We start from the raw sequence: 25967 nt of genomic DNA, 5'->3' as shown, positions 1-25967 counted from the left end.
CTCCCAATATTAGCCTGGACGCTTTTATTGATTCTTAACCCTTTGAGTCCTGACGATAACAGTGGCTCGGTAGCCGTGCATCTGCGTGAAAGGATTCCGCTGCACGTTAAATCTGCGAAGTAGAGTGAAAACAGCTAATGGAATGGCACAACCAGAACAACAAGAAAGTCATGTCGGGCTTTGACCTTTATGACACAGCACACTGGATGAACTGCAATACCCGAAGGTCATTGCGGCGTTGTCGGCTGGCAATGGTGGGGATGAGTTTATGCATGACCGCGCTCACCAGCGCATCGGCGGACACGCGAAGTGTCCAGGCCGTCAAGTTCAATACCGCTTTCATTCAAGGCAGTGACCAGCCTCCTGATCTTCAGGAGTTTCTGCGCGCCAACAGCGTATTACCCGGTACTTATCGGGTGGATGTGTATGTCAACCGGGCATTGAGCGGCCGCCGGGATATTACGTTCATTCCTGACAGCCAGTCAGGTCTGATCGAGCCCTGCCTGAGCCCGGATATGCTTCAGAACTTCGGGCTGGACCCAAAGTATCTGACGGGCGCTGCGCAGCAAGAGTGTTTCGATCTGGCAGCCAGTATTGAATTTGCCCGCGTCGATTATCGCCCCGATGCCTTGCGGCTCGATATCAGTGTTCCCCAGGCTGTCATGGCGCGCAGCAGGCGAGGCTATGTGTCGCCGGAGCTTTGGGACCAAGGCGAAACGGCAGGCTTCGTCAATTACAACTTCAATGGCGCAAGGCGCCGTCAACGCGGGCTGCAAACGGATCAGTATTATCTGGGGCTGCGCAATGGATTCAACATCGGTGCCTGGCGATTGCGCAATGAGTCTTCGCTGGTCCATGGCGATAATCAGTCCTATCGTTTTCGCAGCAACCGCACTTTCGCCCAGCGCGATATCACGGCTCTCAAGAGCCAGTTGACCCTGGGTGAAACCTTCACCGATTCCCAGGTCTTCGACAGTGTGCCTTTCAAGGGCGCTGCGATGGCGTCTGACGATGGAATGCTGTCCGACAGCGAGCGCACTTATGCGCCCGTGATTCGTGGCACCGCCGAAACCAATGCCACGGTCGAGGTTCGGCAAAACGGTTTCATGCTTTACAGCGGCAACGTCTCGCCGGGGCCGTTCGAGATCACCGACATCTATCCCAGCGGTTCCAATGGCGATCTGTTGGTGACCATTATCGAGGCTGATGGCCGGCGGCGTACTTTCACTCAGGCGTATGCATCCTTGCCGATCATGGTGCCTGCCGGTTCGTTTCGCTACAGCCTCGCCGCAGGGCAGGTGGACAGCAATGACGATCATCAGGCCTCGCCCGACTTCACCAGTGCTGCCGTGATATATGGCCTTTCCGAGCGGGTCACCGGCTTTGGTGGTCTGCAACTGGCCGAAGACTACAACGCCGCCAATGTCGGGGCCGGGGTCAATACCGGGCTGGGGGCGGTCTCTCTCGATATCACCCATTCGATCAGCGAGTTGAAGGAGCAGACCCGTAGCGGCCAGAGCATACGGGTACGTTATGCCAATACGCTGGATGTGACCAACACCACACTGGCTGTGGCTGGCTATCGCTATTCGACCGAGCAGTATCGAACCCTCAACCAGCATGTCAGTGAAACGGACGAGCGGCCTGCCCTGATTCCAAACGGGCGAGCGAGGGACCGGCTGGAGCTTAACGTCACTCAGGTATTGCCGAGCCAGACGGGCTCGCTGAGCCTGACCGCTTCCGAGCAGCGTTACTGGAACCTGCCCGGCAAGACCCGGCAGCTTTATCTGTCCTACAACGCCGTCTGGCGCACCTTGAATTACAGCCTGTCCCTCGAACGCAACCAGGAGTCCGGTACTGACAGGAGGGGAGAAACCGATAACCGCATTGCCCTGAGCATGACCTTGCCACTGGGCGACAAGCCGGGGTCTTCGCGTCTCTCGTTCAATGCCGTGCGTGATGACTCCGGCGAATACTCCATGCAGACCGGGCTCAACGGTCAGGTGCTGGATCATCGTGACCTGTTCTATTCCGTCCAGGCCGGTCATGACAGCAGCTCGGGCAGTTTTGGTGCCGGCAAACTCAATGTCACGACGCCTTTCGGTCGTTTCGAGACGGGCTACAGCCAGGGGCGAGACTATGACGCCTTGACCCTGGCCGCGTCCGGTTCATTGGTGGCCCATGGTGCAGGGATCAACCTGGGTCAGCCGCTGGGGGAAACCTTCGCGCTGGTGCAGGTGCCTGATGTCGGTGGTGCAAAGCTGAAGTCCTACAACAATGTGGAAACTTCGGACAATGGCTTTGCGGTCCTGCCTTATGCCCAGCCTTATCGTTCCAACTGGGTTTCGCTGGACACCCGTCAACTGGGTGCCGATATCGATCTGGATAACGCGATCACCCAGATCGTGCCGCGTCGTGGCGCAATACCATTGGTGGTTTTCAAGGCCTCGCAAGGTCGGCGTGTGCAGTTCGAGCTGGTACGTGCCGATGCCACGCAGATTCCACTGGGCGCCACGGTCGAAGACGAACAGGGTAAAACCCTTGCCGTTGTCGATCCGAGCAGTCAGGCATTGGTGCTTAGCGAGAAGGACAGCGGCGTGTTGCGCGTGCAGTGGTCCGGGCAAGGTTGCCGGGCTCCGTTCACTTTGCCACCCAAAGACCCCAGGCATGCGTATGAACGGCTCAAGGTGGTTTGCCAATGAGTCGGGCATTTCGTAACGGGCTGGTTGTGTTGCTCTGCTGGGCGTGCAGCAGTGTGCAGGCGGCAGTGTCGCTGGCGGGCACCCGACTGATTTTTGATGGTGCCTTCCGGGAAGCCACTATCCAGGCCAGCAACCCAGGTGAGCATGAGGTGCTGGTTCAGGCCTGGCTGAGCGCTCCGCAGGACAGCGATGAAACCCCAAGGGAGCAGCGCACTGTTCTGCCATTTGCCATCACCCCGCATTTTTTCCATCTGCCATCGGCTGGAAAGCAGGAGCTGCGGGTGCTGTATCAGGGCGCAGGCATGCCTGAGGACCGTGAGTCCCTGTTGCACCTGTATGTTCTGGAGGTGCCCAGGCGTCGTGAGGGCAGCAACCAGCTCAATATTGCTGTGCGTCAGCGTATCAACGTGTTCTATCGGCCTCCCGGTTTGCAGGGCGATCCGGCTGAAACCGCACAGCGCCTGAGCTGGAATCTGGCTGATGAAGAGGTGCAGGTCCGCAATCCCACGCCTTACCACGTCACGTTGCAAACCGTGAGGCTCGGTGACCTTCTGCTCAGTGATTATCTGTTGCTGGAGCCGGGGGCTCGCCTTGAACTGCCAGTGCCTCGACGCATCCAGCCGCAGATATTTTCATTCAAGGCGCTGACCGACTACGGCGCTCAGCGCGCCTATTGCACGCGGTTGAACGGGCGGATGCCCTTCACGCCCGACTCCATCAAACTTCAAGAAGAATGCTGACATGACCTGTTTCCCTGCCAATCGCTGGTTGAAAACCCTCGTTCTTTCAGTGGCACTGAGCCCGGCCACCGGTTTTGCTCTGGTGTGCAAGACACAGGGGACGGGTGAGTCCGCCATTCATGGTGACTTGAGCAGCACGGTCGCCATACCTGCCTCGGTCCCCGATGGGGACGTGGTATGGCGTTCCGAGCGGCTGAACATTCAGGTCGAATGCGCTCGGGAAGGGCAGCAGTCCGTGCAGCAGGAAGTCTTCATCTACCTCAACCCGGACAATCGGGTGATCGGCCAGGGTATTCGGGCCGGTTTGACCCTCGATGGCGTGGACTACCTGCAAACCAGCGGGCGTATCAGTACCCGGCAGTACGTGCCGGTGTGCCATGAAGGGGATTCCAATATCGGCGCTTGTCCCAAGGTGCGTTTCAATATGGCGTTTTCGGTGTTCGTGCAAAAGCATGGGCCGACTCCGCCTTCGGGAGTGGCCAGCGACCTGCTGGATTACCGGATGTTCCAGCTTGACGATGCCGCTGGCCTGGACCCGGTGCCGGGCCGCAGCCTGAGTTATGTCATCAACAACCTGTCGGGTTTGCGTTTCATTGCCTGTGAGGCCCAGTTGCAGGTCTTGCCCGAAACACTGGAGTTCGGTTCGCTGGGCATTCAGCGTGTAGAGGTCGGGAAGGTTTTTGCCAGGCGTCCGTTTTCGCTCCTGGCCAACCGCAGCTGTGAATCACCGTTCAGTCTCAATGCGCGTTTCAGGCCCGTGACGGGACGCCTGTCCGGCGATGTTCTGGTGCCGGGCAACAACAATTCATTGGGCATTCGCATCGTGAGCGAACGGACTAATGCGCCACTGCGTTATAACGAGCTGTTTCATCTGGCCGATCTGCTGGGTGAAAACCAGACGGCGAGGGTGGACTTCAATGCCGAGCTGCTTTGGCAGACTACCCGACCCAAGGCCGGGCCGTTCGAGGCAGAGGTCATGGTGGATCTGTTCTACAAATGATGACGACGCACGGCTGATGTCTGGCCGGGCAAGCGCTCAGCGATTGAGGTATGCTGCGCGCCCACGGGCATGTGCCCGGCCATTTCGACTTTTGGTGTCGCCATGACAACCCCTGAACAAACACCAGCTCCAGAAGCCGTCACCGACTCAGTGCCGGAGACTGACAAGAAACCCGCGATTGCACCGTTCAGCTTTCCGTTCAAGCCTTCTGAATTCGCTCAAGCCAAGAAAGATCAGGCCTGGTATCAGAAAGCGGGCAAATCTTCGCACCACAAGACTCCCGGCGCTGCGCCTGCCGGAACCCGTCGTTCGATGGGCAAGCGCTGATTCGGGCGGCCTGCGTTCAGGCTGCCTGCACTCAGGTGGCTTGCAGGGGAATGAACATATAGGACAGCGGGTCGCGGGTTGTCACTTCGGCACCTGCCAGGCTCAGCGTGCTGATGACCTCTTGCCCGGCCACGTGAAATTCCCAGCCTGTATCACCCGCAACCAGCTCTGTGCCGTGGGTGACCTGTTCGATGGCGGCTGCAAAAGCCTGCATGTCCGGCAGGTAAGCCACAAACCCGTTGCCCTTGAGCGCCGTGGTGCGAATGCCCAATAGCTGGCAGATCGACTGTTTGGTAGCGATTTCATCCCTGTCGGCCTGACGTGATTGCTCGATCAGCGCCATCAGTTGGGTATCGACCAGCTTGTTGCCAACGATCAAGTCCGGACCCTGCTCCCAGGATTCCGGCGGGCAGTCCTTGGCTTCGGGGCGCAGCGGAATGTGCGGGTTGATCTCCATCGGATAGATACGGCACACCAGCGGGCGGCGTTCGTAGATGCGGCAGAGGTTTTCTGCGTCAAGATTCCGGCAACGACCGACGTTGTAAGCGGCAAAGGTGATCGCCACATAGGCTTGTGCAGAACCGCTGTTCACCACTGTCGAGCGGCGTGTGGCGTGGGTCAGTTGTGCTTCGGGCACACCGTAGCCATTACTCAGGAACGCCTCGGTCAGAATGATCACCGAACCGCCGTCAGCCGCCCATTGCGTGGCTTCGACCAGGGTCAGGGGAACATGGTGATCGGTGCAGCAGCCACCGCAACCTACGCAGGAAAACTGAGTGTTCATTGTTTCGGTAACCCGTTCAGAGTAGCTGCCGCGACTGCCAGCGAGTTGCTGTCATTCGCGGCCTGGACAGGTTGCAAAGCAAATTGTGCGCCAGCGCTGCTTCACTTGAGGGGGAGGCTGTCCCATTCGGTCACGCTGGCTTGCCGGTTTTTACGGCTGTACAGGCACAGCTCGGTGCCCTTGCGGTTGTTCATGTGTTTTTGGGGGTAGCGTCCTTGCAGGAGCAGGGCGCTGTAGCCAACCCGGTCATCGAACTGTGCGCTGGTGCCGACGGGTTTACTGCCCTTGAGCTGGCTGGCCTTGAGGCAGGCGTCGAGCATGGCCTTGTCCAGAGCATCCCATGCTTGCGGGGTGGCCGCATTGGCCTGGCAGGCGAGAGCCGAGAGGATTATCGGCAGTGCGAGGAATGGTTTCATGATCGACCTCCAGGGGCAGTGCTTCGGGCCTGGATTATGGCAGATCACTCCTGTTCGATTGCTGAGCGTCGGATGTAGGACATATCTGATTTTTCATACAGTCGCCGGGCCGATAGGTTGTTCTCCATCACCAACAGGTCGACACACGCTTCGCCGCGTTGGCGCAAGTGCCCGAACAGATGAGTCAGCAGCGCCATCGCGACGCCTTTGCGGCGAGCCCGTGGGTGAACCACAAGATCCTTGATGAAGGCGCTGGTCCAGCAGGTAATCACACCGACCGGTCCTTGATCGTCCTGAGCGACGAAACACAGGTCGGTGTCGAACTCGGGGTCATGCTCGAAAGCCATTAGCCAGTGGCGATAGTCCGGCACGCTTCCGCTGCCACCCCGATAACCCAGGGTCAGCAGGCAATGGATGTCCGGGGCTTGATCAAGCGTAAAGGGCAGGGGGCGCACAGGCGCGGGCCAATGCTGCAAAGGCACTGGCTGCCCGAGATCCCGACGCATCAGCCAGCAATGTCGGGCTGATGCGTCGGTACTGGATGGGCCTGCTGGACGTGGCGGGTTGCGGGTCAGATATCCTGAGCCACGACCGAGTGTGCCGCCGTGATCAGACATTTGGTCAACTCGGGGGACGAGAACTTGGTCAGTACCGCATTGGCGCCTGCCAACTGAGCCTTTTCGCCATTCATCGCGCTGTCCAGAGAAGTGTGCAGCAGGATGTACAGCTTCTGGAAGTCCGGGGTTTCGCGAAGGGTCCGGGTCAGGGCATAGCCATCCATTTCGGACATTTCGATGTCTGAAACCACGATGTTGATTTGCGCCGGGGTGCCTTGCAGTTCAAGCAAGACATCGATGGCTTCCTTGGCGCTACGGGCTGTGTGGCACTCCAGACCAAGATTGCGCAAGGTGATGATCGATTGCTGCAGGGCGACCTGGCTGTCGTCGACGACCAGAATCCGGGCCTGGGACAGAACCATGACGTCTTCGGCAGGCAACTCGTCGGACTGGACAACGATTTGTGCCGGAGCGATGCCGTGAATCACTTTTTCGATATCCAGCACTTGTACCAGGACGCCATCGACCTGGGTCACGCCGGTGATGAACGAGCGGCCGCTCGAACCGAAAGGCGGAGGACGGATATCGGTGGTCAGGCAATGGACAATCTTGCTCACCGCCTGCACATGCAGACCCTGCTTGGAGCGGCTTACGTCGGTGACGATCAGGCACCCGCCATCGGGATCGGCCAGCGGACGCTCGCCAATGGCACGGCTGAGATCGATCACCGACAGAGAGGCACCGCGCAGTGTCGCAACACCTTTGACGTGCGGATGGGACTCGGGCAGGTGAGTCAGGGGCGGGCAGGGGATGATTTCACTGACCTTGAGCAAGTTGATCGCCATCAGCTTGCCGCTGCGTAAAGTGAACAGCAGCAGCGAAAGTGAATCTGCTCGGACGTTGGTGGGTGACATAAAAACCTTCTGGCTATAGGTGTTCGTCGCTACAGGGCGCAAAACAACTTTCAGTGACAGGTTATCGACATGCGACAGGCTGGCTTTAGGCTAACTGGCCGCAGCGTTGAAGGCCTGTGTGTTCAGTCACTCTTCTTGAAAAGTGATTTTCACTTCGTGCAGGATTGTTTTCGGCCGCAAGAGCCGGGGCCGCAATACTGGCAGTTTGATTTGTTTGACGTCAAACGGTTGATTGCGTCACAGAACGAAAGAGAATTACCGATTGTGTCTTTCAGGAGCCGGTAGCTGTGTCCCGGGATTACCCTGCGGTAAACTGTCGCACTTCGGCTTGCAGAGGGTCGGGTGCGACAAAAAGACGCATCCTTCTATATATAAGGAAGAGATCTGTTTTTTCGCCCCGCTCCTCCACTTCGTCTTTCGGCCCTCGGGAACCATCCGGTTGGTAAATACATCCGTATGGCGGGTGGGTGCTTGAGTTGGCAGGGACGAGAGATGAATATCGCGCACGCCCCGACAGAGGGTGTTTACACTCGCGGGTCAGCCCTCCTGCAAGTGCCAGTGCTGGCCCTGCGCACCTGCACACCATTTCGATAAGGTATGTGAATGAGCGACAACACGTTGTACCTGAGGCGTGAAAAGCGTTTTCTGGTCTTGCTGGGAATTATCTGCCTGTCCCTGATCGGTGGCGCCCTGTACATGCAGATCGTGCTGGGCGAGGCGCCTTGCCCGCTGTGCATCCTGCAACGCTATGCATTGCTGTTCATCGCCATCTTCGCTTTCATCGGCGCGGCCATGCCTGGCCGCCGCAGCATAACGGTGCTGGAAACCCTGGTGACCTTCAGCGCCCTGGGCGGCATCGCAGCAGCCGGCCACCATGTCTACACCTTGGCGTATCCGGCCGTCAGTTGCGGCATCGACACCCTGCAACCTATCGTCGACGGTCTGCCTCTGGCATCGCTTTTCCCGCTGGTATTTCAGGTCAGTGGTTTCTGCTCCACTCCCTATCCGCCCGTCATGGGGTTGTCATTGGCTCAGTGGGCTCTGATAGCATTCGTTCTGACGGCCGTTCTGGTCCCGGCAGGGGTCATTCGTAACCGCCGTAGACCTTACTGATCACAAGGGCTTTGGTGGAAAAATGCCTCGTTTTGACGAGGCATTTTTTCTGGTTATGAAGATCAATGATTTGCGATTGTTGCAAGTTTTGATATTAACTGTTACAAAATTAGGCATAGTCAATAAAAATTTACATATCTACAATCGCCAGCACTCATCGTCCAGCCAGGCTTGGCGATCAGAAATTTTGAGGCTCGGAGCGCCCTGTGCAGGCTAAACAGGCAGCGCAATGCTTGCCTCTGAGCGCGCAGGAATGACCGCGTGCAAGGCGATTGAACTGCGAAAGCGGGGCAGTTTCCGGCGACTCAGAATAAGAATTCATAGCTAAACCCCCGGATTTGTCGTTTCGCAACAGAGCGTTCCGGCAGGTCCTTGTTCAATTTAAAAAAGATGCCGGCACTGGCAGGGTAAAGTGTTGGCGGTCGAAACCCACTGCACCGCGCAAGCTGCTTTTAGAGGTCGTGAGATGAGTAAAAAAAGGTACCCCAGGTTTTTTGGCTACTTGGCCCTGTTCAGCATGCTGTTGCTCAGCGGCTGTGACGGCGTCCCTCTGCTCGATCCGAAAGGGCAGGTGGGTATCGAGCAGCGGAACCTGATCATCATCGCCACGTTGCTGATGCTGATCGTGGTCATCCCGGTCATCGTCCTGACCTTCGTCTTCGCCTGGAAGTATCGCGCCTCCAACAAGGCTGCCAAGTACACGCCAGACTGGTCGCACTCGACCAAGATCGAAGTCGCGGTCTGGGGTATCCCCATGATCCTGCTGGTCTTCCTGGGCTACTTCACCTACATCTCCACTCACTCGCTGGACCCGTACCGTCCGCTTGAGTCAGACGTCAAGCCTGTGACCATCCAGGTTGTCGCACTCGACTGGAAATGGGTGTTCATCTATCCGGAACAAGGCATCGCCACGGTCAACAAGATCGTCTTCCCTGCCAATACCCCGATCAATTTCCAGGTTACATCCGACTCTGTAATGAACTCGTTCTTCATTCCAGGCCTGGGTGGCCAGATCTACGCAATGGCTGGCATGCACACCAAGCTGCATCTGATCGCCAATGAAAACCACGAGTTCAACGGTATCTCGGCCAACTACAGTGGCGCGGGTTTCACCGGCATGAAATTCAAGGCTATCGCCACCAGCCAGGCTGATTTCGATGCCTGGATCAACGAAGTCAAGAGTTCACCTAAACAGCTTGGTGCTGCTGAATACGCTGAACTGGCCAAACCTAGCGAACGCAATCCCGTCGAACTTTATTCCACGGTTACTCCGAACCTGTTCCAGATCATCATCGACAAGTATGAAGGTATGAATCCAGGCAAGAAGGTTATCCCTGGTGAGAAGGAAGTTGCCGGTACCGAAGGTGCGGAAAAGGGCAAAAATTCAGCTGCTGGGGCAGAGGAGTAAACGATGTTAGGTAAATTAAGTTGGGAATCGGTACCGTTCCACGAGCCGATAGTCATGGTGACCCTTGCCATGATCGCGCTCGGTGGTCTGGGCGTTGTCGGGGCAATCACTTACTTCAAGAAGTGGTCTTACCTGTGGACCGAGTGGTTGACGTCCGTCGACCACAAGAAAATCGGCGTGATGTACATCATCGTTGCCATGATCATGCTGCTGCGCGGTTTTGCCGACGCAATCATGATGCGTGCCCAGCTGGCCATGGCCCAGAATGGCGCCGAAGGCTTCCTGCCGCCTGAACACTATGACCAGATCTTCACCGCTCACGGTGTGATCATGATCATCTTCATGGCGATGCCGTTCTTCACCGGTCTGATGAACATCGTTCTGCCACTGCAGATCGGTGCTCGTGACGTAGCCTTCCCGTTCCTGAACTCCCTCAGCTTCTGGCTGCTGGTATCGGGCATGCTGCTGATCAACATCTCCCTGGGTGTCGGCGAGTTCGCCAAGACCGGCTGGGTTGCGTATCCGCCGCTGTCGGGTCTGCAATACAGTCCTGGAGTAGGTGTTGACTACTACATCTGGGCGCTACAGCTATCCGGGCTAGGTACGACCCTTACGGGCGTCAACTTCCTGGTGACCGTGCTGAAGATGCGTACCCCTGGCATGAAACTGATGGACATGCCGATCTTCACCTGGACCTGCACCTGGGCAAACATCCTGATCGTGGCTTCGTTCCCGATCCTGACCGCTACCCTGGCGTTGCTGACCCTTGACCGTTACCTGGATTTCCACATCTTCACGAACGAAATGGGCGGTAACCCCATGATGTACGTGAACCTGTTCTGGGCATGGGGTCACCCTGAGGTTTACATCCTGATTCTGCCTGCGTTCGGTGTCTTCTCCGAAGTCATCTCGACGTTCTCGGGCAAGCGTCTGTTCGGCCACAAGTCCATGATCTTCGCTTCCGGCGCGATCTGTGTACTGGGCTTCATGGTATGGCTGCACCACTTCTTCACCATGGGTGCGGGTGCGAACGTCAACGCCTTCTTCGGTCTGGCGACGATGCTCATCGCGATACCGACGGGTGTGAAGCTATTCAACTGGCTGTTCACCATCTACCAGGGCCGCCTGCGCTTCACTGCGCCAGTACTCTGGACCCTGGGCTTCATGGTCACCTTCTCGATCGGCGGCATGACCGGCGTTCTGTTGGCGATTCCTGGTGCTGACTTCGTACTGCACAACAGCCTGTTCGTAATCGCTCACTTCCACAACGTCATCATCGGCGGTGCGGTATTCGGTTACATCGCCGGCTTCGCGTTCTGGTTCCCTAAAGCGTTCGGTTTCACCCTGAACGAGAAGTGGGGCAAGGCAGCGTTCTGGTTCTGGATCAGCGGTTTCTTCGTTGCATTCATGCCGCTGTACGCGCTGGGCTTCCTGGGTATGACCCGTCGCCTGAACGCTACCGACATGCCTGAGTGGAACATCTACCTGAACGTTGCTCTGTTCGGTGCGTTCCTGATCGCAGCCGGTATCGCTTCGCAGCTGATCCAGTTGTTCGTCAGTATCCGTGACCGCAACAAGAACCGCGATCTGACCGGTGACCCATGGAATGGCCACACGCTTGAGTGGTCCACTTCTTCGCCACCGCCGTTCTACAACTTTGCCGAGCTGCCTGAGGCAAAAGACATCGACGCATTCACGGATGCCAAGCGCGCAGGTACCGCCTACAAGGTTCCAGCTCACTACTCGGCTATCCACATGCCTAACAACACGGCCACCGGCCTGTACATGGGCCTGCTGTTGACCGTCTTCGGCTTCGCGTTCATCTGGCACATCTGGTGGCTGGTTGGCGTAAGTCTGGTAGCGACCATTGCTGTGTTCGTTGCTCACGCTGCACGTGACGATCAGGGCTACATGGTGCCTGCTGAAGATGTAGCGCGTATTGAAGGTGAGCATCACAAGGTCCTGGCGGCCAACGGTGCATACACTCCTGTCAAGTCCTCGCTGGAACAGGTTTAAACATGTCAAATATTGCTATCAACTCCGGAGCCCACGGTCATGACGCTCATGACCATGGGCATGACGATCACCACGACAGCGGTGGAATGACGGTCTACGGCTTCTGGCTGTACCTGATGACCGACTGCGTGTTGTTCGCATCGTTCTTCGCGGTCTACGCCGTGATGGTCAACAGTGTCGCGGGTGGCCCGTCGGGCCAGGACATCTTCCTGCTGCCTTTCGTGGCGGTCGAAACCGCGTTCCTGCTGATCAGTAGTATCACTTATGGCTTCGCCATGCTGGCGCTGTACAAAGGCAAGAAGAGTCAGGTCCTGGGCTGGTTGGCCCTGACCTTCCTCTGTGGTGCTGCCTTTATCGGTATGGAAATCTACGAGTTCCATCACCTGATCCACGAAGGCTACGGTCCTAGCCGCAGCGGCTTCCTGTCGGCGTTCTTCGCCCTGGTCGGCCTGCACGGTCTGCACGTAACCAGCGGTCTGATCTGGATGGGTATCATGATGTATCAGGTCCAGAAAAAGGGCCTGACCAACACCAACAAGACCCGCCTGAGCTGCCTGAGCCTGTTCTGGCACTTCCTGGACGTGGTCTGGATCGGTGTGTTCACTATCGTCTATCTGATGGGAGCCCTGTAAATGGCGAATTCACATCATCCAGCTGAAGACAATAGCCACGGTTCCGTGAAGTCCTACATCATCGGTTTCGTGCTGTCGATCATCCTGACCGCCATCCCGTTCGCCCTGGTCATGTCCCCGGTTCTGCCGAAAGACCTGACCATTGCGATCATCCTGGCCTTTGCGATCGTTCAGATCCTGGTGCATCTGCATTACTTCCTGCACCTGGACTTCACGAGTGCGCAACGTAACAACGTGCTGGCGTTTGCCTTCACCGCGTTGGTTATCGTTCTGCTGGTCGGCCTCTCGCTGTGGATCATTTTCAGTATCCATCGCGAAATGATGGCGCATTGAGGAATACCAGATGTCCCTGAAGCACTTTATCCAAATCACCAAGCCGGGGATCATTTTCGGTAACGTGCTTTCGGTGGCAGGTGGCTTTTTTCTGGCTTCCAAGGGGGATATCGATTTCATCGTGTTTCTTGCGGCGGTAATCGGTACCTCTCTGGTCGTAGCGTCAGGTTGCGTATTCAACAACTGCATCGATCGGGATATCGACCAGCGCATGGAGCGGACTCGCAACCGTGTGCTGGTGCAGGGTCTGGTGTCCATCAAGCTTGCACTGCTCTATGCCACGATTCTTGGCATCGTCGGTGTCAGCCTGCTGTACACCTATGCAAACCCGTTGGCTGCCTTGCTGGCAGTCATCGGTTTTGTGATTTACGTGGGCTTCTACAGCCTGTACTTCAAGCGTAAATCCGTGCATGGCACCCTGATAGGCAGCCTGTCGGGGGCCATGCCTCCGGTGATTGGCTACTGCGCAGTAAGCAACAGCTTCGACTTTGCTGCCTGGACGCTACTGGTGATGTTCAGCCTGTGGCAGATGCCGCATTCGTATGCGATCGCGATCTTCCGTTTCAACGACTATCGTGCAGCGAAAATTCCGGTATTGCCGGTCAAGCGCGGCATTCTGGTCACCAAGCGTCACATCCTGCTCTACATCCTGGCGTTCCTCGTGGCGACCCTGATGTTGACGTTCGGCGGTTACGCGGGTCTGAACTACCTCGCCGTTGCGGCGGGCATGGGCATGTACTGGTTGTACATGGCCTGGAAAGGCTACAAGGCTGCGGACGATACTGTCTGGGCCCGCAAGCTGTTCGTGTTCTCCATCTTCACCATCACTGCACTGAGCGTGATGATGTCGGTGGACTTTCAGGTGACCAAAGAGTTGCTGGTGACTTACGCCTTCTGACTTGCACCTGAGCCCGAAAATCAGAAACCCTGTTCCGAAAGGCACAGGGTTTTTTTTCGTCTGCTCATTTCACTTCGTCTTTTGTCACGTTGCCCGCCTTGAAGCGCTTGATGTCTTCAGGAGTGACAACCGTATTGTTTGTGGACGGCTGCGGGCTTCGGGGCTGTTGAGTCGTGGTGCTCTGGCTCGTTGTTGGCTTGCTTGAGTTGACAGGCTTGCTGTCAGCCGCACTGGCCACGCTGACGAGGCCGGTCAGGGTCAAGGCCAGCAGGATTTTTTCTACACCCATGGTTGTGCTCCGTCATTTCTGCGTGGGGGGTTGTAGTTTCGTTAGCTGAAGGTATAACAAAACAACGCTGAATGACTAAATGATCGCCAAGGAAAGGCAGTCATCGTTCACTAGATACTCAAGCTCCTGGTGGCCAGGGGCAAGAAAAATGACGGGGCTCTGGCAGCTACCGTTTCAAAACCCGCGGATTATGCTTATTTCAAGCCTCAGGGTCGAAATGATCTGGCAGAATACGGCATTGGCCTGACTCGTCCAGGCAGCGGCTAAATGATAGAGGGCGTTATGAGTCAAGAAAGCATTAACTGGGAAACCCTGGGTTTTGACTACATCAAAACCGACAAGCGCTACCTCTCTCACTGGCGTGACGGTGCCTGGGATGAAGGCTCGCTGACTGAAGACAACCTTCTGCATATCAGCGAAGGTTCTACCGCGCTTCATTACGGTCAGCAGTGCTTTGAGGGCCTGAAGGCCTATCGCTGCAAGGATGGCTCGATCAACCTGTTTCGTCCTGACCAGAACGCCCAGCGCATGCAGCGCAGTTGTTCGCGCCTGCTGATGCCCCATGTGCCGACCGAAGTCTTCATCGAGGCGTGCAAGAAGGTCGTCAAGGCCAACGAACGCTTCATCCCGCCTTATGGCTCGGGCGGTGCCCTGTACCTGCGTCCGTTCGTGATCGGCGTAGGCGACAACATCGGCGTGCGAAGCGCACCTGAATTCATCTTTTCGATCTTCTGCATTCCGGTCGGCGCCTATTTCAAGGGTGGCCTGAAGCCGAACAACTTCGTGATCTCCGGTTACGACCGTGCCGCACCGAACGGCACCGGCGCGGCCAAGGTGGGTGGCAACTATGCCGCCAGCCTGATGCCAGGCTCCGAAGCCAGAAAGCACAGCTTCGCTGACTGCATCTATCTGGACCCGCAGACTCACTCCAAGATCGAAGAGGTCGGTTCGGCCAACTTCTTCGCTATCACGGCCGACAACAAGTTCATCACACCCAAGTCGCCTTCGGTGCTGCCAGGTATTACACGCCTGTCGTTGATGGAACTGGCTCAAACCCGCCTGGGCCTGACCGTGGTGGAAGATGATGTGCTGATCGACAGGATCGGTGACTTCACGGAAGCTGGCGCCTGCGGCACGGCTGCTGTCATCACCCCGATCGGCGGCATTTCCTACAAGGAAAAACTGCACGTCTTCTATAGCGAAACAGACGTCGGCCCCGTGACCCGCAAGCTTTATGCTGAACTGACTGGCGTACAGTCCGGTGATGTTGAAGCGCCTGCTGGCTGGATCGTGAAGGTCTGATTTCCCCACGATCGATGCTGGAGCGAATTCATTGGCGAATGAATTCGCTCCAGCCCAATCACTCCTTCGCTGGCCCCAGCACAATCGCCAGATGCCGCAGGTCGTCGACTTCGACGCTGAAGCTTTTCCCCGATGGGCTTTTGACGACATTCCCCAGTGCATAAACCGTGAAGAACTTCACTTCATCGGCATGGCTCAACAGTTCGGTGATGTAGCGACTGGACCGATAAGCCTGCATCTGCGCCGGTGACACGTACAGCGTCACCAGCTTGGCTTCAAGACGGTCGAAGAACTTGAACTTGAACCCCAGACCATAACGTTCCACCAGCCCGCCGCCATACAGCACGCGGCCGTTGTCGCCTGTCTGCGCATATTTGATATGGCGAAAGTACGAGCGCAGGGACAACTCGCCCTGGCCGGGAATCCTCAAGGTCAGCAGTTTGAAATCATCGGGCGGCAGTTGCGCCTTGGCCTGGCGATAGCTGTCCACCAGACGTTCAAGATTATTGGTGCGTGTTTCACTGTAGCGCGGTGCAGCGGGCGTCGAAGCTTCTGTCGCTGGAGAGTCGTTCGTGGCCTGTGGTGCGCGAGGGCCGGACTTGTCTGCCCCGGCCTTTTCCTTGACCGGGTCTTTTATGACCGGATCGAAGACATCGATGTAGTCATCGAGCTTGCGCTTGGCCTTGCGGATACGGGCCTGTGGATCGGTCTCTTCAACCTCGGGTTCTTCCCTGGCTTGCCGGGCGTCTTCCTCGACCCACTCGCAGGTGGCGTGATGCTCGTAATGCGGGTTGGCGCGAAAGTGTGCGGCCACGAAGGTCGGGTTGTCCTGAGGCTTTACGTCATACCTGACGCCTGTCACCTTCGCACCCAGCGCACGGCAGGCTTCACTTGAGCACAGAAACTCGAATCGCGAGCGCGGTGGCTCCTGAGAGAAATACTCGCGGCGGGCGGCGGTAATGGACAGTTCCTGCTGCAACTCGACACAGAACGCACGAGTGATGGTTTTGCTGGGTTTCATGCGTCTTTCCTTGATCGTCCAAGGCAATACGCTATTTCAGGACGGACTGGCTTTCAACCGAATGTTTGGCTGGAAGACACTCTTTGCGCTGCTGGCAGCGCAAAGAGTGTGTCTTGGGTCAGGACAGGCGGAAACGTCCGACGATGCCGCTCAGATCCACAGCCAGTCGTGACAGCTCGCGGCTGGCCGTACTGGTTTGCTGTGCGCCGGAAGAAGACTGCGCCGACAGGTCGCGGATGTTCACCAGGTTACGGTCAACTTCCCGCGCAACGTGCGCCTGCTCCTGTGCAGCGCTGGCGATCACCAGGTTGAGGTCGTTGATCTCGCTCACCGCCGCATTGATCTTGCTCAGCGCCTCGTTGGCACCTTCGGCGATGCCCAGCGTTTCGCTGGCCAGTTCGGTATTGCCGCGCATGGAACCTACCGCGCGTTCAGTGCCGCTCTGGATGTTGGTGACCAGACGTTCGATTTCGCTGGTCGATTGCTGCGTACGGTGGGCCAGGGCGCGGACTTCGTCGGCAACCACGGCAAAACCACGGCCGGCTTCACCCGCACGTGCTGCTTCGATGGCGGCGTTCAGTGCCAGCAGGTTGGTCTGCTCCGCAAGGCCTCGAATCACGTCCAGCACCTTGCCGATATCACGGGACTGATCTGCCAGCTCACCGATCAGGCTGGCTGTCTTCTGTACATCATTGCTCATGGTATCGATGGCGCTGACCGTCTTTTTGACCAGCCCGAGCCCGTCCTGCGCAGCACCTGTCGCACTGCTGGAAGAGCGTGCCGTGTTCTCGGCATTGCGGGCCACTTCTTCCACTGCGCTGGTCATTTGATTGACTGCCGTGGCGGCCTGATCGATCTCGTTGTTCTGTTTGTGCAGCCCCTTGACGCCATCTTCGGTAATGGCGGTCATTTCCTCGGCTGCCGAGGCGAGCTGGTTTGCCGAGCTGGAGATCTGCTGCAATGTCTCGCGAAGCTGCGCCTGCATGGCACCGACGGCAGCCACCACGCTGGACTTGTCATTGCTCGCAACGTTGATGGTGCTGCTCAAGTCCCCCTTGGCGATGGTGCGGGTGATACCAGCCACCATGTCGGGTTCTCCACCAATGGCGCCGAGAATGCTGCGAGTCGTCAGCAGCGTCGCGATGACACCCAGCAGAGCAATGACCAGCGTCGCGCCAATTGCCAGGCTATTGGCCTTGCTGGCGCTCGCTTCCTGCGCCTCGAAGCGTTTGCCAGCCTGTTGCTTGCCTTGCTCGCGCAGGGTTTGCAGGGTCTTGAAGACCTGCTCAGCGAAAGGCTTGACCTCGGTGCGGTTGATATTGGTCGCGCCTGCAATATCGCCGGTCTGGATCACGCTGGTCTGATGGCGCATGCCGTCACGCAACTTCGCATAGTCGCGCTGCAATTGCTGGGTCAGTTGAGCATCCAGAGTGCCAGCCGTTTCCTGGCTCAACTGACTCGTCAGCTTGTCCAGTTGAGTGAAGGCGTTTTCGTTCTCGGTTTTCCAGGCTGCTGTCTGCTCCGGGTTGCCAATGGCGATCATGCGCAGAATGTTGATGTCCACCCGAGTGAGCGTGCCATCAATATTGTTCACGGTCTCTGTCGCCAGAAAGTCGCGGTTATAGAGCGCATCGACGTTTTCGGTCGAGGTCTTGAGCGTCTGGATCATGAAAACCGACAAGACGAAAAACGCAACGATGATCGCGAAGGTCGAGAACATCAAACGCTGTTTTACGGTGAGGCCGGTTCTGGTGGCGACTTGAGCGTGTGCCATGACTTTCCCCTTGATGGAGCGTGTTTCGCAGATTGGAGATGCCGCGCTCTGAAGGCGCGTTATCTTTTATCGGCGTGTAACTCCTGAGCTAAAGCCATGGCCTGGAGTTTATTGGCCCGGTACCGCCAACCACTCACTCAGCGCCTGCTGGTAGGCGCCTGTAGCTTTACTCAAGTGCAACCACTGGTCGACATAGCTTTTCCAGGTCACGTCATCCCGTGGCAGCAGATAGGCTTTTTCACCGTATTGCATGTAGCGGGTCGGGTTGACCGCACACAGGCCCGGCATGCGCTTCTGCTGATAGAGCGCTTCGGAGGCATCGGTGATCATCACGTCGGCCTTCTTGTCCAGCAACTCCTGGAAGATGGTCTTGTTGTCGTGGAAGGCAATCGGAGCCTTGGGCAGATAGGCGCGGGCGAAAGCTTCATTGGTGCCACCGGCCGGTTCGATCAGACGTACGGACGGCTGGTTGATCTGCTCGATGGTCTGATACAGCGCCTGGTCCTCGCAGCGGACCAGCGGGATCTTGCCGTCGACATCCAGCGTGTTGCTGAAGAAAGCTTTCTTCTGGCGCTCCAGGGTGACGGAGATGCCGCCCATGCCGATGTCGCATTTGCCGGCGACCATGTCCGGCATCAGGGTCTTCCAGGTGGTGGAAACCCATGTCACCTTGACCCCCAGGCTTTTGGCCAGCGAGCGGGCCATGGTGATGTCGATGCCTTCGTACTCGCCGTCCTCGCGCAGGAAGGTGTAAGGCTTATAGTCGCCGGTGGTACACACTGACAGTTCACCGGCCTGAATCACCTTGTCCAGATGCGAGGCTGATTCCTGTGCCTGAGCCATGCCTGTCAGGCCCAGCAGAAGGGCGGCCGGTACGCTGTATTTCAGATTCATCATGGGGCTGGATACTCGCAGCGGTTTGATTGGTTTGGTCGGACGCGGCAGAGTGCTTCATTTGCCAGGGCGATGTGAAGCCGCAACAGAGCCATGCCCGTTCGTTGAACTAACGGGTAAGCATTTCGTCATTTCACAGGACGTTGAACAGACAGGAGATCGATCATGAGCAACACAACCATTTATGTACAGGCCGGTGGCGGTTACGAGCGCGTTATTGTCGGTGACAGCGAAGTGCTGGCGCCCAAGGCCGGGGAAATCACCGTGCGCCTGCATGCCAACTCCCTCAATTACCACGACTTCGCAGTGGTCAGCGGTATGTGGGGGCCTAGCGAGTCACGCATTCCCATGGCCGACGGCGCTGGCGTGGTCACGGCGGTGGGAGAGGGCGTCAGCGAGTTCAAGGCCGGGGATTCAGTCGTCAGCACCTTCTTCCCGGACTGGATCAGTGGTGAGCCACTGGTAGAAGGTTTTGTCACGGTGCCAGGCGATGGCATCGATGGCTATGCCCGCCAACAGGTCACGGCCCGCGCCACTTCCTTCACCCACGCCCCTATCGGCTACACCCATGCCGAAGCCTCGACCCTGACCACCGCTGGCCTGACCGCATGGCGTGCGTTGATGAGCGATGGCGGCCTGAAAGCAGGCGACACCGTATTGGTTCAGGGCACAGGCGGCGTTTCGATCTTCGCCCTGCAATTCGCCAAAATGGCCGGAGCAACGGTTATCGCCACATCCTCCAGTGACGAGAAACTGGAGCGTCTGCGCGAACTGGGCGCCGATCACCTGATCAACTATCGCAAGGACAGCAACTGGGGCGAGACAGCCCGCACCCTGACCGGTGGCCGTGGTGTCGATCACATCATCGAAGTCGGCGGTCCATCGACACTTGAGCAGTCCATGCAGGCGGCGCGTGTGGGCGGGCATATCTCGGTGATCGGCATTCTGACCGGCGTTGCCGGACAACTGGCAATCGTGCCGGCCTTGATCAAGCAATTGCGCCTGCAAGGCGTGCTGGTCGGCAGTCGCAGCCAGCAGCAGGACATGATCCGCGCGATCAACGCCACCGGTATCCGCCCGGTCATTGACCGCTCGTTCCCGCTGACCGATATCGTCGAAGCATTCCGCTATCAGGAAACCAACCGGCATTTCGGCAAGATCACGCTGGATATCTGATCGGCCCGGGCCTATGTGTAGGACTCTTCCAGCTCTGTGAGCTGTTCTTCGATCGTCGTCATGAGGGTTTCCCAATCGGCCTGGGTTCTTTGCCAGGCCTCACCCTCATGGGCATAGAGAAAATCCACGATGGAGTGGGTGATCTTGCCTTTGCCCACGGCCCCGAACGCTTCGGCACTTAGCGCCCGCGCCAGCATTTCGAGTTCGGCTGCATGGTTCAGCCAGCGCCAGTGACTCTTGATCACCACCTTGTCCAGCAGGATGCACTGTTTTTTGAACGCCCTCAGCGCCAGACCCAGCGGGCTGGCGCTGAGCAGCGAATCGATCTGGCGCGCATCGTTGCCGGCCTTTAGCTCGGCATCCGGGCCGAAGAACCACTCGTTGAACCCGATCTCGATCTCCCGGAACGCCACACTGGCATCCCAGATAACGCCAAGCGCCTTGTGCTGGCGCACATCCCGCTTCCAGGACCCATAAGCCTTGAACGTCACCCCCGCGATCCCGATGATCGCCAGAGCCTCGACCAGAGAAGAGGCCGAATAAATGACAAAATAGGCATCTGCTGTCCGAATCGGATGAGTACCGGAAGCCGCGCTGTAATAAGTCGCCGCAACCACCACCATCAGCGCAAAACAGGCACTGTAGAACCCGAAGGCATAAGGGTCTTTCATTATTATTCTTGTCCCCATCAGTCAAGGTGGCCAGAGCATCAACCGCTTAAATGATGGGTTTGAGGGTAGTCGAGAGCGGGGGTGTTTGCTGCTGATAGATCTATCCTAAGAACACATAGCCCCTCCCACTGGTGACATGTAGGCCTTAAATGATCGGCATTACCCTTTCCTGACCCTCTTTTTTTCACCATAGGTTCATCCTTTAAAAATCAACGACTTACAAAGCTCGATAAAAAAAGGGGTAAAACGGCTGAAAACGCATATTTTTCTTTGAAAACGGAGGGTTATCGGGGAGAGTGTCTACTTCACTGCCGAATAGGCAGCTCAGAAAAAGCGAAAGCACAATAGAATTCTGCGCGGAGCTTTCACTGCCGAATAGGCAGCTCAGAAAGCAAGGGAGCCAGCAATTCAGTGCTTGGCAAACTTCACTGCCGAATAGGCAGCTCAGAAAATCACAACCGGGGCAGTAGTAAGCGACGATGGCTTCACTGCCGAATAGGCAGCTCAGAAAGGTGAGCGCGAGCGCGCTCCAGGGTCCTGTCCCTTCACTGCCGAATAGGCAGCTCAGAAATACACGTCGAAAGCTCGGGCCATGGCCGAGCTCTTCACTGCCGAATAGGCAGCTCAGAAAATGGAAGCCAATCATGATGCGGTCGAGGGCGACTTCACTGCCGAATAGGCAGCTCAGAAAGGAGGTCGAACATGGAGTTCGTAGTGCGCCTGCTTCACTGCCGAATAGGCAGCTCAGAAAAGATCTCCCGCTCTTTCATCAGCGCGCTTGAGCTTCACTGCCGAGTAGGCAGCTCAGAAAAGCCAGCGTCAGTCTGCCCTGGTGCGATATCTGCTCACTGCCGTATAGGCAGCTCAGAAAATGGTGCCATAGGTGATGATTTGCGAAACGGCCCGACTGCCGCACAGGCAGCCCAAACCAAACCCCTCGCAGTTACATCACCTGCAAGGGGTTTCGGTCCATTAGCCAAAAGAGCATCAAAACCAGGGAACAGTAGCCGTAGCACTCAACCCATAGCTATTGAAGGTCCCCGGCTGGGCGTTGGCCTGTAGTGATCCATGCTGGATGAACAGCAGAAACGTCTGGCCACTGGTGCGGCTGCGAAGTTGGGTGAAGGGCAGGTTGCAGCGTTTTGCGGCGCTGTCGGGGATGCGTTCTCGGGCTTGTTCTTCAGTGATGCCGTGGCGTTTCATCAGGCGCCGCCTTGTGCGTTCCGGGTTGCTGTCCACTTGCACGCGGCTGACACGGCGATGCTGCGCGTCGCTTGGCACCACGCTCAGTTCGCCTACCCGCACATGGTCACGCATGCCCGTCAGCCAGGTCAGTGCCATCAAGGCATCCAGCGCTTGCGCGCTGCCATGCAGGCGCAGGTGGTCGCCCAGACCGCTGGCCTTGCCTCCGAGAGCGGGGAAGCTGATGCCGATGTCATTGCGGCGCAGGTCATGCAAACCGCGATGCAGCTTGGACATCAGCGCGCTCATCAGTTGCGTGGCTGCAAACTCCGGATCGGGCAGTAATTGCAGGTCGAGGTAGTGATCCATGGCTTAGCTCGCCTCACCGAATACGCCGCCACGAATCAGGGTCGCGATGACGAAATGCTGCTGATCCAGCTCTGGCACCTTGTCCTTGAGCACCCAGCCGTCGAGCAGGGTGTAGAAGTCATCCTTGGTGCTGCGAGGCTGGCGATAAGCCTTGCCCTGCGTGGTGACCGAGCCATAGGGTTCTACGGCAATCGGGCCGTTGATATCGGCTTCCTGATACCAGGTGTCGATGCTGCGAATGGCGTTACCTATCTTTTGCGAGTGAATGCCCGCGATACCGCCGACCTGATAGAGCGTCTTGCTTTTGGTGCCGCTGGATCGGTCCAGAATCAGTTCTTGCGAAGGGAAGACTTCCTGCCCCGCGCCGATGCGTACATACGCCGTCACGCCCAGCAGCACATGCTGTTTACCTGCCAGACCGCTGGCGATCAATTGCGTCAGTTCGCCCAATGCCTTGGTGTTTTCAGCGCTGGTGTTGAAGTCCCGCAGAGACAGCGCCAGACCATCGAAAGCCCATTTCGACGCATCCTTGCCATCCACCCGATGAGCGACTTCCACTTGCACCTGCTCGGCACCGATGCGATTGCGCCACAGGAAACGACCGTTGGCCAGGTTATGGGCATAGCGGCGTGCCAGTTCATCGAAGCCATTGCCGTCTACGTAGCTTTTTACAGTAGCAAGCAGCTTGTCGCGATATTCGGTGTCGTTGCAGGCCGAAGGCTGGCCGGTGCCACTCAGGATGCGCAGGGTAAAGCTGACCCGCAGGGTGTCGGCATCGTGGGGCAGGGCGGCGACATCCACGGTTTGCAGGTTGGGCTTTTCGATCTGGGCATCCAGTTTGGCCGGGTCCAGGTCTTTGGTTTTCAGGCGGTTGGAAATGGTGCCACGTACCGATTTTTCACGAACTTCCACCGGCGTCCAGCTTTCGCGAGACTGCCAGTCGCCTGAATGAAACAGCGCATCGGAAGGATCGAGCTTGCGCTCGAAAGCCAGAACGGAAGCGGTCTTGAGGGTGTCTTTAGCCATGTTCAAATACCTTTTAGGAAGATGGTCAGCAGTCAGTCGAAGTCGTGCAAAACAACAGGGCGATAATCGTTGGCGCAGCGATAGCGGCCATCATTGGGTTGCGAATCGGCGTACCAGAGCAGGTGTTCTGGTTTGTGCAGGCGATGGGGGCTGATCCATTCACCGATGCCATACAGGCTTTCGACGAAGCGGAATTCGGTTTGCCCATCGCGGGCGTTAGCCACCGAACCAGCGGCTAGCACATCACTCAACGCGCCATAGCCGACAGGAATGGGCACAATCCAGCCGCCGCCCTTTTTATCGCTGACCCACTTGGGCTTCTTGTCCGGATCCTCGTTGGCAACGCTCTGCCAGTTGATGCGTGATAACGACAGCCAGGCGTCGAGCAAAGATGCATCGGGATCTTGCTCCTTGAGCGCGTCATGCCGCTTTTCGAGCAAATCCTGACGATCAACCAGCGCAAAGCCCGGCAGCAGGCGCAAGCGGATTTTGCTGAACAACTCTTGCCTGTAGCTTTCTTCTTTGGGCGTGAGCGCCAGGAAGGGCTGCTGCTTGTAGGGGGGCGCACTGGACGGAACCACACTGCCGCCTGCAATACGCATTTGCGAAAGCTGATCGCGTACTTGTCGGGCGATCAACAGCGTGGCTTCACTATCGGTCGGCAACGTGTCGCCTTGCACTCCGAACACAAGGCTGATCTCCATATGCATCCGGCCTTCCTCGACAATCGCGGCGGTGCTGCCGTCCTTGTTGATGGGATTGCGGGTCAGGCGCAAGGCACTCACGTATTTGCTGTCGGTAATTTGCTCTTCGTGATGATGCACAACGACGCCGACAGCCTTGAATTTCAGCTCCAGGCCTGCATCGTGGGTCTTGCGCTCCAATGCCCACATCAGCCCCAGGAATGCCGTCATCGACGGAAAACCGTGGGTCAGCGGGCTGGAAACGGAGTTGGCGTTCTGCACGCGAATACGTGGGATAACCAGCAGGTGAGTGAACGAGGGGCAGTCAGCCATTGGCGCTCTCCCGACCAGTGATCGGCATGAAAGAGTCAGCCTCAATGATTGCCTGTTTTGTCCAGTGTCTCAGCTCCACATCGCCGACAGGCAAACCTATATCGCGCAGGATCGCGTTCAGCCATTGGCCAAAGCGCTTGGCGACCTGATCGGGCCAGTCATTGCGCTCAAAGGCCGCGATAAATGCCTGATCCTCATCGAGATGATCGTCGCGCAAAGGCAGATCGATACGGCCAGGGTCGAGCCACAGTTGTTCAGATAACGGTAGGTCGCAATCAGGATGACGGCTCCAGCCCGGTTCGAGTCGTTCGCGACTGGTGAGGCCAAAGGCGACCAGTGACAGGCCCAACGCTTTTTCGATGCTTTTGCGTGCATCCCGAGTAGGCAGAATTTTGGGCGGGTCTTTTTTCAGCAGCGTGCACAAGGCCTCGATCTGCTCGGGAACACCTTCAAAATATCGAAAACGATCAAACGCTGTTTCGATGTTGAGAAAGTTAGGTGACCTGTCCTGCTTCCAGGTTGGCGGTATCGAAGCCAGCAGATAATTCACCCCACCGCGCTCGCTGTTGAGCTGGCTGATGTTCTGCGGCTTGGTACCACCCAGCTTGCGGGTGACCAGATTACGGTAATCGTGGTTTTGCCCCGCGTGAAGCTTTTCTTCCCGTCTGGCCTGCCGGGCCGCTTTGTTGACTTCCCCGAAGCGCGCATCGTTGATGTCCTGATGCACCGCATGGGCAAGGCTGCTGGCGAACAAGGGCTGCAAGAGATGAAAGCCCGAGTTGTCAGTCGGATTACCGGAAACGCTCCAGTACACCTGCTTGGCCATGGTGTGAGAGGTCAGGGTAGAGGCAGACCGGATCAGGTCCTTGAATGCCGATGCCCATTCATGAGCAGTGGCTTCGTCAGCGCTCAGTGCATTCAACAGGTCAGCATCATTGGCTTGCAGCCAGTCCAGCAGGCGACGGCCTTCGACTTCTACCTTGAGAAACTTGTACACATCGAGAGCGGCAGCATTGCCAACGATATCGTCGGCATACACCTCCCCCAATAAATGGCTGCCTACCTCGGCATGTTGATGCAGCGATTGCGGCACGACATGCAGGCTACTGCCTCGAGCATCGGGATGCGTGGCCTTGAGCACATGAGTCACTGCCTGAATCTGAGTGACCCGGCGAGCGGCATCGGCCAGCCAGGTGGCGTAATCATATTTGCCGGCAGCCTGACCACCTTCGCCCTTATCATTGCCTTTGAGCTTTGCTTCTTTGCGCTCATTGATAAAGGCAGTGATGGCGGTACGAAAAAGGGTGGAGCGGGGCGAGGGCCTAGATCCTTCATCCATGTTCGGAACCTTTAAAAATCGACTTGGCGGATGCCAGTCCCATGACTGGTTTTGGGTAATTCTCTATC

General features: G+C 57.4%; 24 protein-coding genes, 2 pseudogenes and 1 CRISPR repeat array. Of the genes and pseudogenes, 12 read left to right on the top strand and 14 right to left on the bottom strand.

Annotated elements, in window-relative coordinates; all coding sequences use genetic code 11:
* The first annotated feature begins 137 nt into the window (after window positions 1–137).
* The 4 genes from ACODS3_RS20750 to ACODS3_RS20735 all read left to right on the top strand — a co-directional run bounded on the left by ACODS3_RS20750 (window position 138) and on the right by ACODS3_RS20735 (window position 4769).
* Window positions 138–2702, top strand: a complete 2565-nt coding sequence (locus ACODS3_RS20750; RefSeq protein ID WP_489036058.1) for a fimbria/pilus outer membrane usher protein — start codon at window positions 138–140, stop codon at window positions 2700–2702.
* Window positions 2693–3442, top strand: a complete 750-nt coding sequence (locus tag ACODS3_RS20745; protein ID WP_489036056.1) for a fimbrial biogenesis chaperone — start codon at window positions 2693–2695, stop codon at window positions 3440–3442. Before ACODS3_RS20750 ends, ACODS3_RS20745 begins: the two co-directional genes overlap by 10 nt.
* 1 nt (window position 3443) lies before the next feature.
* Window positions 3444–4442 carry a fimbrial protein gene (locus ACODS3_RS20740; protein WP_489036054.1) on the top strand — a complete coding sequence of 333 codons (999 nt, stop codon included), beginning with the start codon at window positions 3444–3446 and terminating at the stop codon, window positions 4440–4442.
* Window positions 4443–4544: 102 nt separating this feature from the next.
* On the top strand, window positions 4545–4769 hold the full coding sequence (locus ACODS3_RS20735; RefSeq protein ID WP_201018023.1) for a hypothetical protein: 225 nt from the start codon (window positions 4545–4547) through the stop codon (window positions 4767–4769).
* Between the two features lie 31 nt (window positions 4770–4800).
* On the opposite strand, the gene ACODS3_RS20730 is transcribed toward ACODS3_RS20735, so the two are convergent.
* The 4 genes from ACODS3_RS20730 to ACODS3_RS20715 all read right to left on the bottom strand — a co-directional run bounded on the left by ACODS3_RS20730 (window position 4801) and on the right by ACODS3_RS20715 (window position 7440).
* Window positions 4801–5553, bottom strand: a complete 753-nt coding sequence (locus tag ACODS3_RS20730) for a YkgJ family cysteine cluster protein (RefSeq protein ID WP_201018022.1) — start codon at window positions 5551–5553, stop codon at window positions 4801–4803.
* A 101-nt stretch (window positions 5554–5654) separates the two neighbouring features.
* Complete coding sequence (locus tag ACODS3_RS20725; RefSeq protein WP_201018021.1) at window positions 5655–5969, bottom strand: hypothetical protein; 315 nt, start codon at window positions 5967–5969, stop codon at window positions 5655–5657.
* 44 nt (window positions 5970–6013) lie between these two features.
* Entirely contained in the window at window positions 6014–6475 is a 462-nt protein-coding gene (locus tag ACODS3_RS20720) for a GNAT family N-acetyltransferase (protein WP_201018098.1), read from the bottom strand.
* A gap of 65 nt (window positions 6476–6540) precedes the next feature.
* Complete coding sequence (locus ACODS3_RS20715) at window positions 6541–7440, bottom strand: chemotaxis protein (RefSeq protein ID WP_201018020.1); 900 nt, start codon at window positions 7438–7440, stop codon at window positions 6541–6543.
* Window positions 7441–8043: 603 nt separating this feature from the next.
* Here ACODS3_RS20715 and ACODS3_RS20710 point away from each other — a divergent pair.
* From ACODS3_RS20710 to cyoE, 6 genes are all read left to right on the top strand, one after another.
* Window positions 8044–8553, top strand: coding sequence for a disulfide bond formation protein B (locus tag ACODS3_RS20710; RefSeq protein WP_201005946.1), 510 nt, complete (start codon window positions 8044–8046; stop codon window positions 8551–8553).
* 466 nt (window positions 8554–9019) lie between these two features.
* Window positions 9020–9961: a ubiquinol oxidase subunit II gene (gene cyoA, locus ACODS3_RS20705; protein ID WP_201005945.1), complete on the top strand. Its 942-nt coding sequence runs from the start codon at window positions 9020–9022 to the stop codon at window positions 9959–9961.
* A gap of 3 nt (window positions 9962–9964) precedes the next feature.
* A complete protein-coding gene (cyoB, locus tag ACODS3_RS20700; RefSeq protein WP_201005943.1) occupies window positions 9965–11977 on the top strand; it encodes a cytochrome o ubiquinol oxidase subunit I in 2013 nt (670 codons plus the stop codon).
* Between the two features lie 2 nt (window positions 11978–11979).
* Window positions 11980–12609 carry a cytochrome o ubiquinol oxidase subunit III gene (cyoC, locus tag ACODS3_RS20695; protein ID WP_201005941.1) on the top strand — a complete coding sequence of 210 codons (630 nt, stop codon included), beginning with the start codon at window positions 11980–11982 and terminating at the stop codon, window positions 12607–12609.
* On the top strand, window positions 12610–12942 hold the full coding sequence (gene cyoD, locus ACODS3_RS20690) for a cytochrome o ubiquinol oxidase subunit IV (RefSeq protein ID WP_025258799.1): 333 nt from the start codon (window positions 12610–12612) through the stop codon (window positions 12940–12942).
* A 10-nt stretch (window positions 12943–12952) separates the two neighbouring features.
* Window positions 12953–13840, top strand: a complete 888-nt coding sequence (gene cyoE, locus ACODS3_RS20685; RefSeq protein WP_201005939.1) for a heme o synthase — start codon at window positions 12953–12955, stop codon at window positions 13838–13840.
* A 64-nt stretch (window positions 13841–13904) separates the two neighbouring features.
* Here the strand turns inward: cyoE and ACODS3_RS20680 are convergent, their stop codons facing one another.
* On the bottom strand, window positions 13905–14129 hold the full coding sequence (locus ACODS3_RS20680; protein ID WP_304575458.1) for a hypothetical protein: 225 nt from the start codon (window positions 14127–14129) through the stop codon (window positions 13905–13907).
* Between the two features lie 282 nt (window positions 14130–14411).
* Between ACODS3_RS20680 and ACODS3_RS20675 the strand changes: the two genes are divergently transcribed.
* Window positions 14412–15431, top strand: a complete 1020-nt coding sequence (locus tag ACODS3_RS20675) for a branched-chain amino acid aminotransferase (protein WP_201018018.1) — start codon at window positions 14412–14414, stop codon at window positions 15429–15431.
* Window positions 15432–15489: 58 nt separating this feature from the next.
* On the opposite strand, the gene ACODS3_RS20670 is transcribed toward ACODS3_RS20675, so the two are convergent.
* The 4 genes and pseudogenes from ACODS3_RS20670 to ACODS3_RS20655 form a co-directional block, all read right to left on the bottom strand.
* Window positions 15490–16452: an ATPase gene (locus tag ACODS3_RS20670; RefSeq protein WP_489036048.1), complete on the bottom strand. Its 963-nt coding sequence runs from the start codon at window positions 16450–16452 to the stop codon at window positions 15490–15492.
* A 118-nt stretch (window positions 16453–16570) separates the two neighbouring features.
* Window positions 16571–17272 (bottom strand): annotated as a pseudogene (locus ACODS3_RS20665) (methyl-accepting chemotaxis protein); the annotation flags it as partial.
* 414 nt (window positions 17273–17686) lie between these two features.
* Window positions 17687–18226: pseudogene (locus tag ACODS3_RS20660) on the bottom strand (MCP four helix bundle domain-containing protein); the annotation flags it as partial.
* Window positions 18227–18334: 108 nt separating this feature from the next.
* Window positions 18335–19123 carry a transporter substrate-binding domain-containing protein gene (locus ACODS3_RS20655; RefSeq protein ID WP_489036046.1) on the bottom strand — a complete coding sequence of 263 codons (789 nt, stop codon included), beginning with the start codon at window positions 19121–19123 and terminating at the stop codon, window positions 18335–18337.
* A 162-nt stretch (window positions 19124–19285) separates the two neighbouring features.
* On the opposite strand from ACODS3_RS20655, the gene ACODS3_RS20650 reads away from it, so the two are divergent.
* Complete coding sequence (locus ACODS3_RS20650; RefSeq protein WP_304575462.1) at window positions 19286–20296, top strand: zinc-dependent alcohol dehydrogenase family protein; 1011 nt, start codon at window positions 19286–19288, stop codon at window positions 20294–20296.
* Window positions 20297–20307: 11 nt separating this feature from the next.
* Here ACODS3_RS20650 and ACODS3_RS20645 read toward each other — a convergent pair whose 3' ends face one another.
* The 5 genes from ACODS3_RS20645 to csy1 form a co-directional block, all read right to left on the bottom strand.
* Window positions 20308–20967 carry a hypothetical protein gene (locus tag ACODS3_RS20645; protein ID WP_201005926.1) on the bottom strand — a complete coding sequence of 220 codons (660 nt, stop codon included), beginning with the start codon at window positions 20965–20967 and terminating at the stop codon, window positions 20308–20310.
* A gap of 303 nt (window positions 20968–21270) precedes the next feature.
* A CRISPR array of direct repeats spans window positions 21271–21838; the repeat unit is 28 nt; unit sequence CTTCACTGCCGAATAGGCAGCTCAGAAA.
* A 116-nt stretch (window positions 21839–21954) separates the two neighbouring features.
* On the bottom strand, window positions 21955–22518 hold the full coding sequence (cas6f, locus tag ACODS3_RS20640) for a type I-F CRISPR-associated endoribonuclease Cas6/Csy4 (RefSeq protein ID WP_489036043.1): 564 nt from the start codon (window positions 22516–22518) through the stop codon (window positions 21955–21957).
* A gap of 3 nt (window positions 22519–22521) precedes the next feature.
* On the bottom strand, window positions 22522–23544 hold the full coding sequence (csy3, locus tag ACODS3_RS20635) for a type I-F CRISPR-associated protein Csy3 (RefSeq protein ID WP_489036042.1): 1023 nt from the start codon (window positions 23542–23544) through the stop codon (window positions 22522–22524).
* 32 nt (window positions 23545–23576) lie between these two features.
* Window positions 23577–24560 (bottom strand): type I-F CRISPR-associated protein Csy2, encoded by a 984-nt coding sequence (gene csy2, locus ACODS3_RS20630; protein ID WP_489036040.1) that lies wholly within the window; start codon window positions 24558–24560, stop codon window positions 23577–23579.
* Window positions 24553–25899, bottom strand: coding sequence for a type I-F CRISPR-associated protein Csy1 (gene csy1 / locus ACODS3_RS20625; protein ID WP_489036038.1), 1347 nt, complete (start codon window positions 25897–25899; stop codon window positions 24553–24555). Before csy1 ends, csy2 begins: the two co-directional genes overlap by 8 nt.
* Window positions 25900–25967 lie beyond the last annotated feature (68 nt).

This window comes from Pseudomonas sp. FG43 (assembly GCF_057809175.1).
This window is presented reverse-complemented; position numbering and strand designations above follow the sequence as displayed.

Coding starts and splice junctions, on each gene's coding strand:
- ACODS3_RS20750 (WP_489036058.1), top strand. CDS start 138: ATGGAATGGCACAACCAGAACAACAAGAAAGTCATGTCGGGCTTTGAC.
- ACODS3_RS20740 (WP_489036054.1), top strand. CDS start 3,444: ATGACCTGTTTCCCTGCCAATCGCTGGTTGAAAACCCTCGTTCTTTCA.
- ACODS3_RS20735 (WP_201018023.1), top strand. CDS start 4,545: ATGACAACCCCTGAACAAACACCAGCTCCAGAAGCCGTCACCGACTCA.
- ACODS3_RS20730 (WP_201018022.1), bottom strand. CDS start 5,553: ATGAACACTCAGTTTTCCTGCGTAGGTTGCGGTGGCTGCTGCACCGAT.
- ACODS3_RS20725 (WP_201018021.1), bottom strand. CDS start 5,969: ATGAAACCATTCCTCGCACTGCCGATAATCCTCTCGGCTCTCGCCTGC.
- ACODS3_RS20720 (WP_201018098.1), bottom strand. CDS start 6,475: ATGCGTCGGGATCTCGGGCAGCCAGTGCCTTTGCAGCATTGGCCCGCG.
- ACODS3_RS20715 (WP_201018020.1), bottom strand. CDS start 7,440: ATGTCACCCACCAACGTCCGAGCAGATTCACTTTCGCTGCTGCTGTTC.
- ACODS3_RS20710 (WP_201005946.1), top strand. CDS start 8,044: ATGAGCGACAACACGTTGTACCTGAGGCGTGAAAAGCGTTTTCTGGTC.
- cyoA (WP_201005945.1), top strand. CDS start 9,020: ATGAGTAAAAAAAGGTACCCCAGGTTTTTTGGCTACTTGGCCCTGTTC.
- cyoB (WP_201005943.1), top strand. CDS start 9,965: ATGTTAGGTAAATTAAGTTGGGAATCGGTACCGTTCCACGAGCCGATA.
- cyoC (WP_201005941.1), top strand. CDS start 11,980: ATGTCAAATATTGCTATCAACTCCGGAGCCCACGGTCATGACGCTCAT.
- cyoD (WP_025258799.1), top strand. CDS start 12,610: ATGGCGAATTCACATCATCCAGCTGAAGACAATAGCCACGGTTCCGTG.
- cyoE (WP_201005939.1), top strand. CDS start 12,953: ATGTCCCTGAAGCACTTTATCCAAATCACCAAGCCGGGGATCATTTTC.
- ACODS3_RS20680 (WP_304575458.1), bottom strand. CDS start 14,129: ATGGGTGTAGAAAAAATCCTGCTGGCCTTGACCCTGACCGGCCTCGTC.
- ACODS3_RS20675 (WP_201018018.1), top strand. CDS start 14,412: ATGAGTCAAGAAAGCATTAACTGGGAAACCCTGGGTTTTGACTACATC.
- ACODS3_RS20670 (WP_489036048.1), bottom strand. CDS start 16,452: ATGAAACCCAGCAAAACCATCACTCGTGCGTTCTGTGTCGAGTTGCAG.
- ACODS3_RS20655 (WP_489036046.1), bottom strand. CDS start 19,123: ATGATGAATCTGAAATACAGCGTACCGGCCGCCCTTCTGCTGGGCCTG.
- ACODS3_RS20650 (WP_304575462.1), top strand. CDS start 19,286: ATGAGCAACACAACCATTTATGTACAGGCCGGTGGCGGTTACGAGCGC.
- ACODS3_RS20645 (WP_201005926.1), bottom strand. CDS start 20,967: ATGAAAGACCCTTATGCCTTCGGGTTCTACAGTGCCTGTTTTGCGCTG.
- cas6f (WP_489036043.1), bottom strand. CDS start 22,518: ATGGATCACTACCTCGACCTGCAATTACTGCCCGATCCGGAGTTTGCA.
- csy3 (WP_489036042.1), bottom strand. CDS start 23,544: ATGGCTAAAGACACCCTCAAGACCGCTTCCGTTCTGGCTTTCGAGCGC.
- csy2 (WP_489036040.1), bottom strand. CDS start 24,560: ATGGCTGACTGCCCCTCGTTCACTCACCTGCTGGTTATCCCACGTATT.
- csy1 (WP_489036038.1), bottom strand. CDS start 25,899: ATGGATGAAGGATCTAGGCCCTCGCCCCGCTCCACCCTTTTTCGTACC.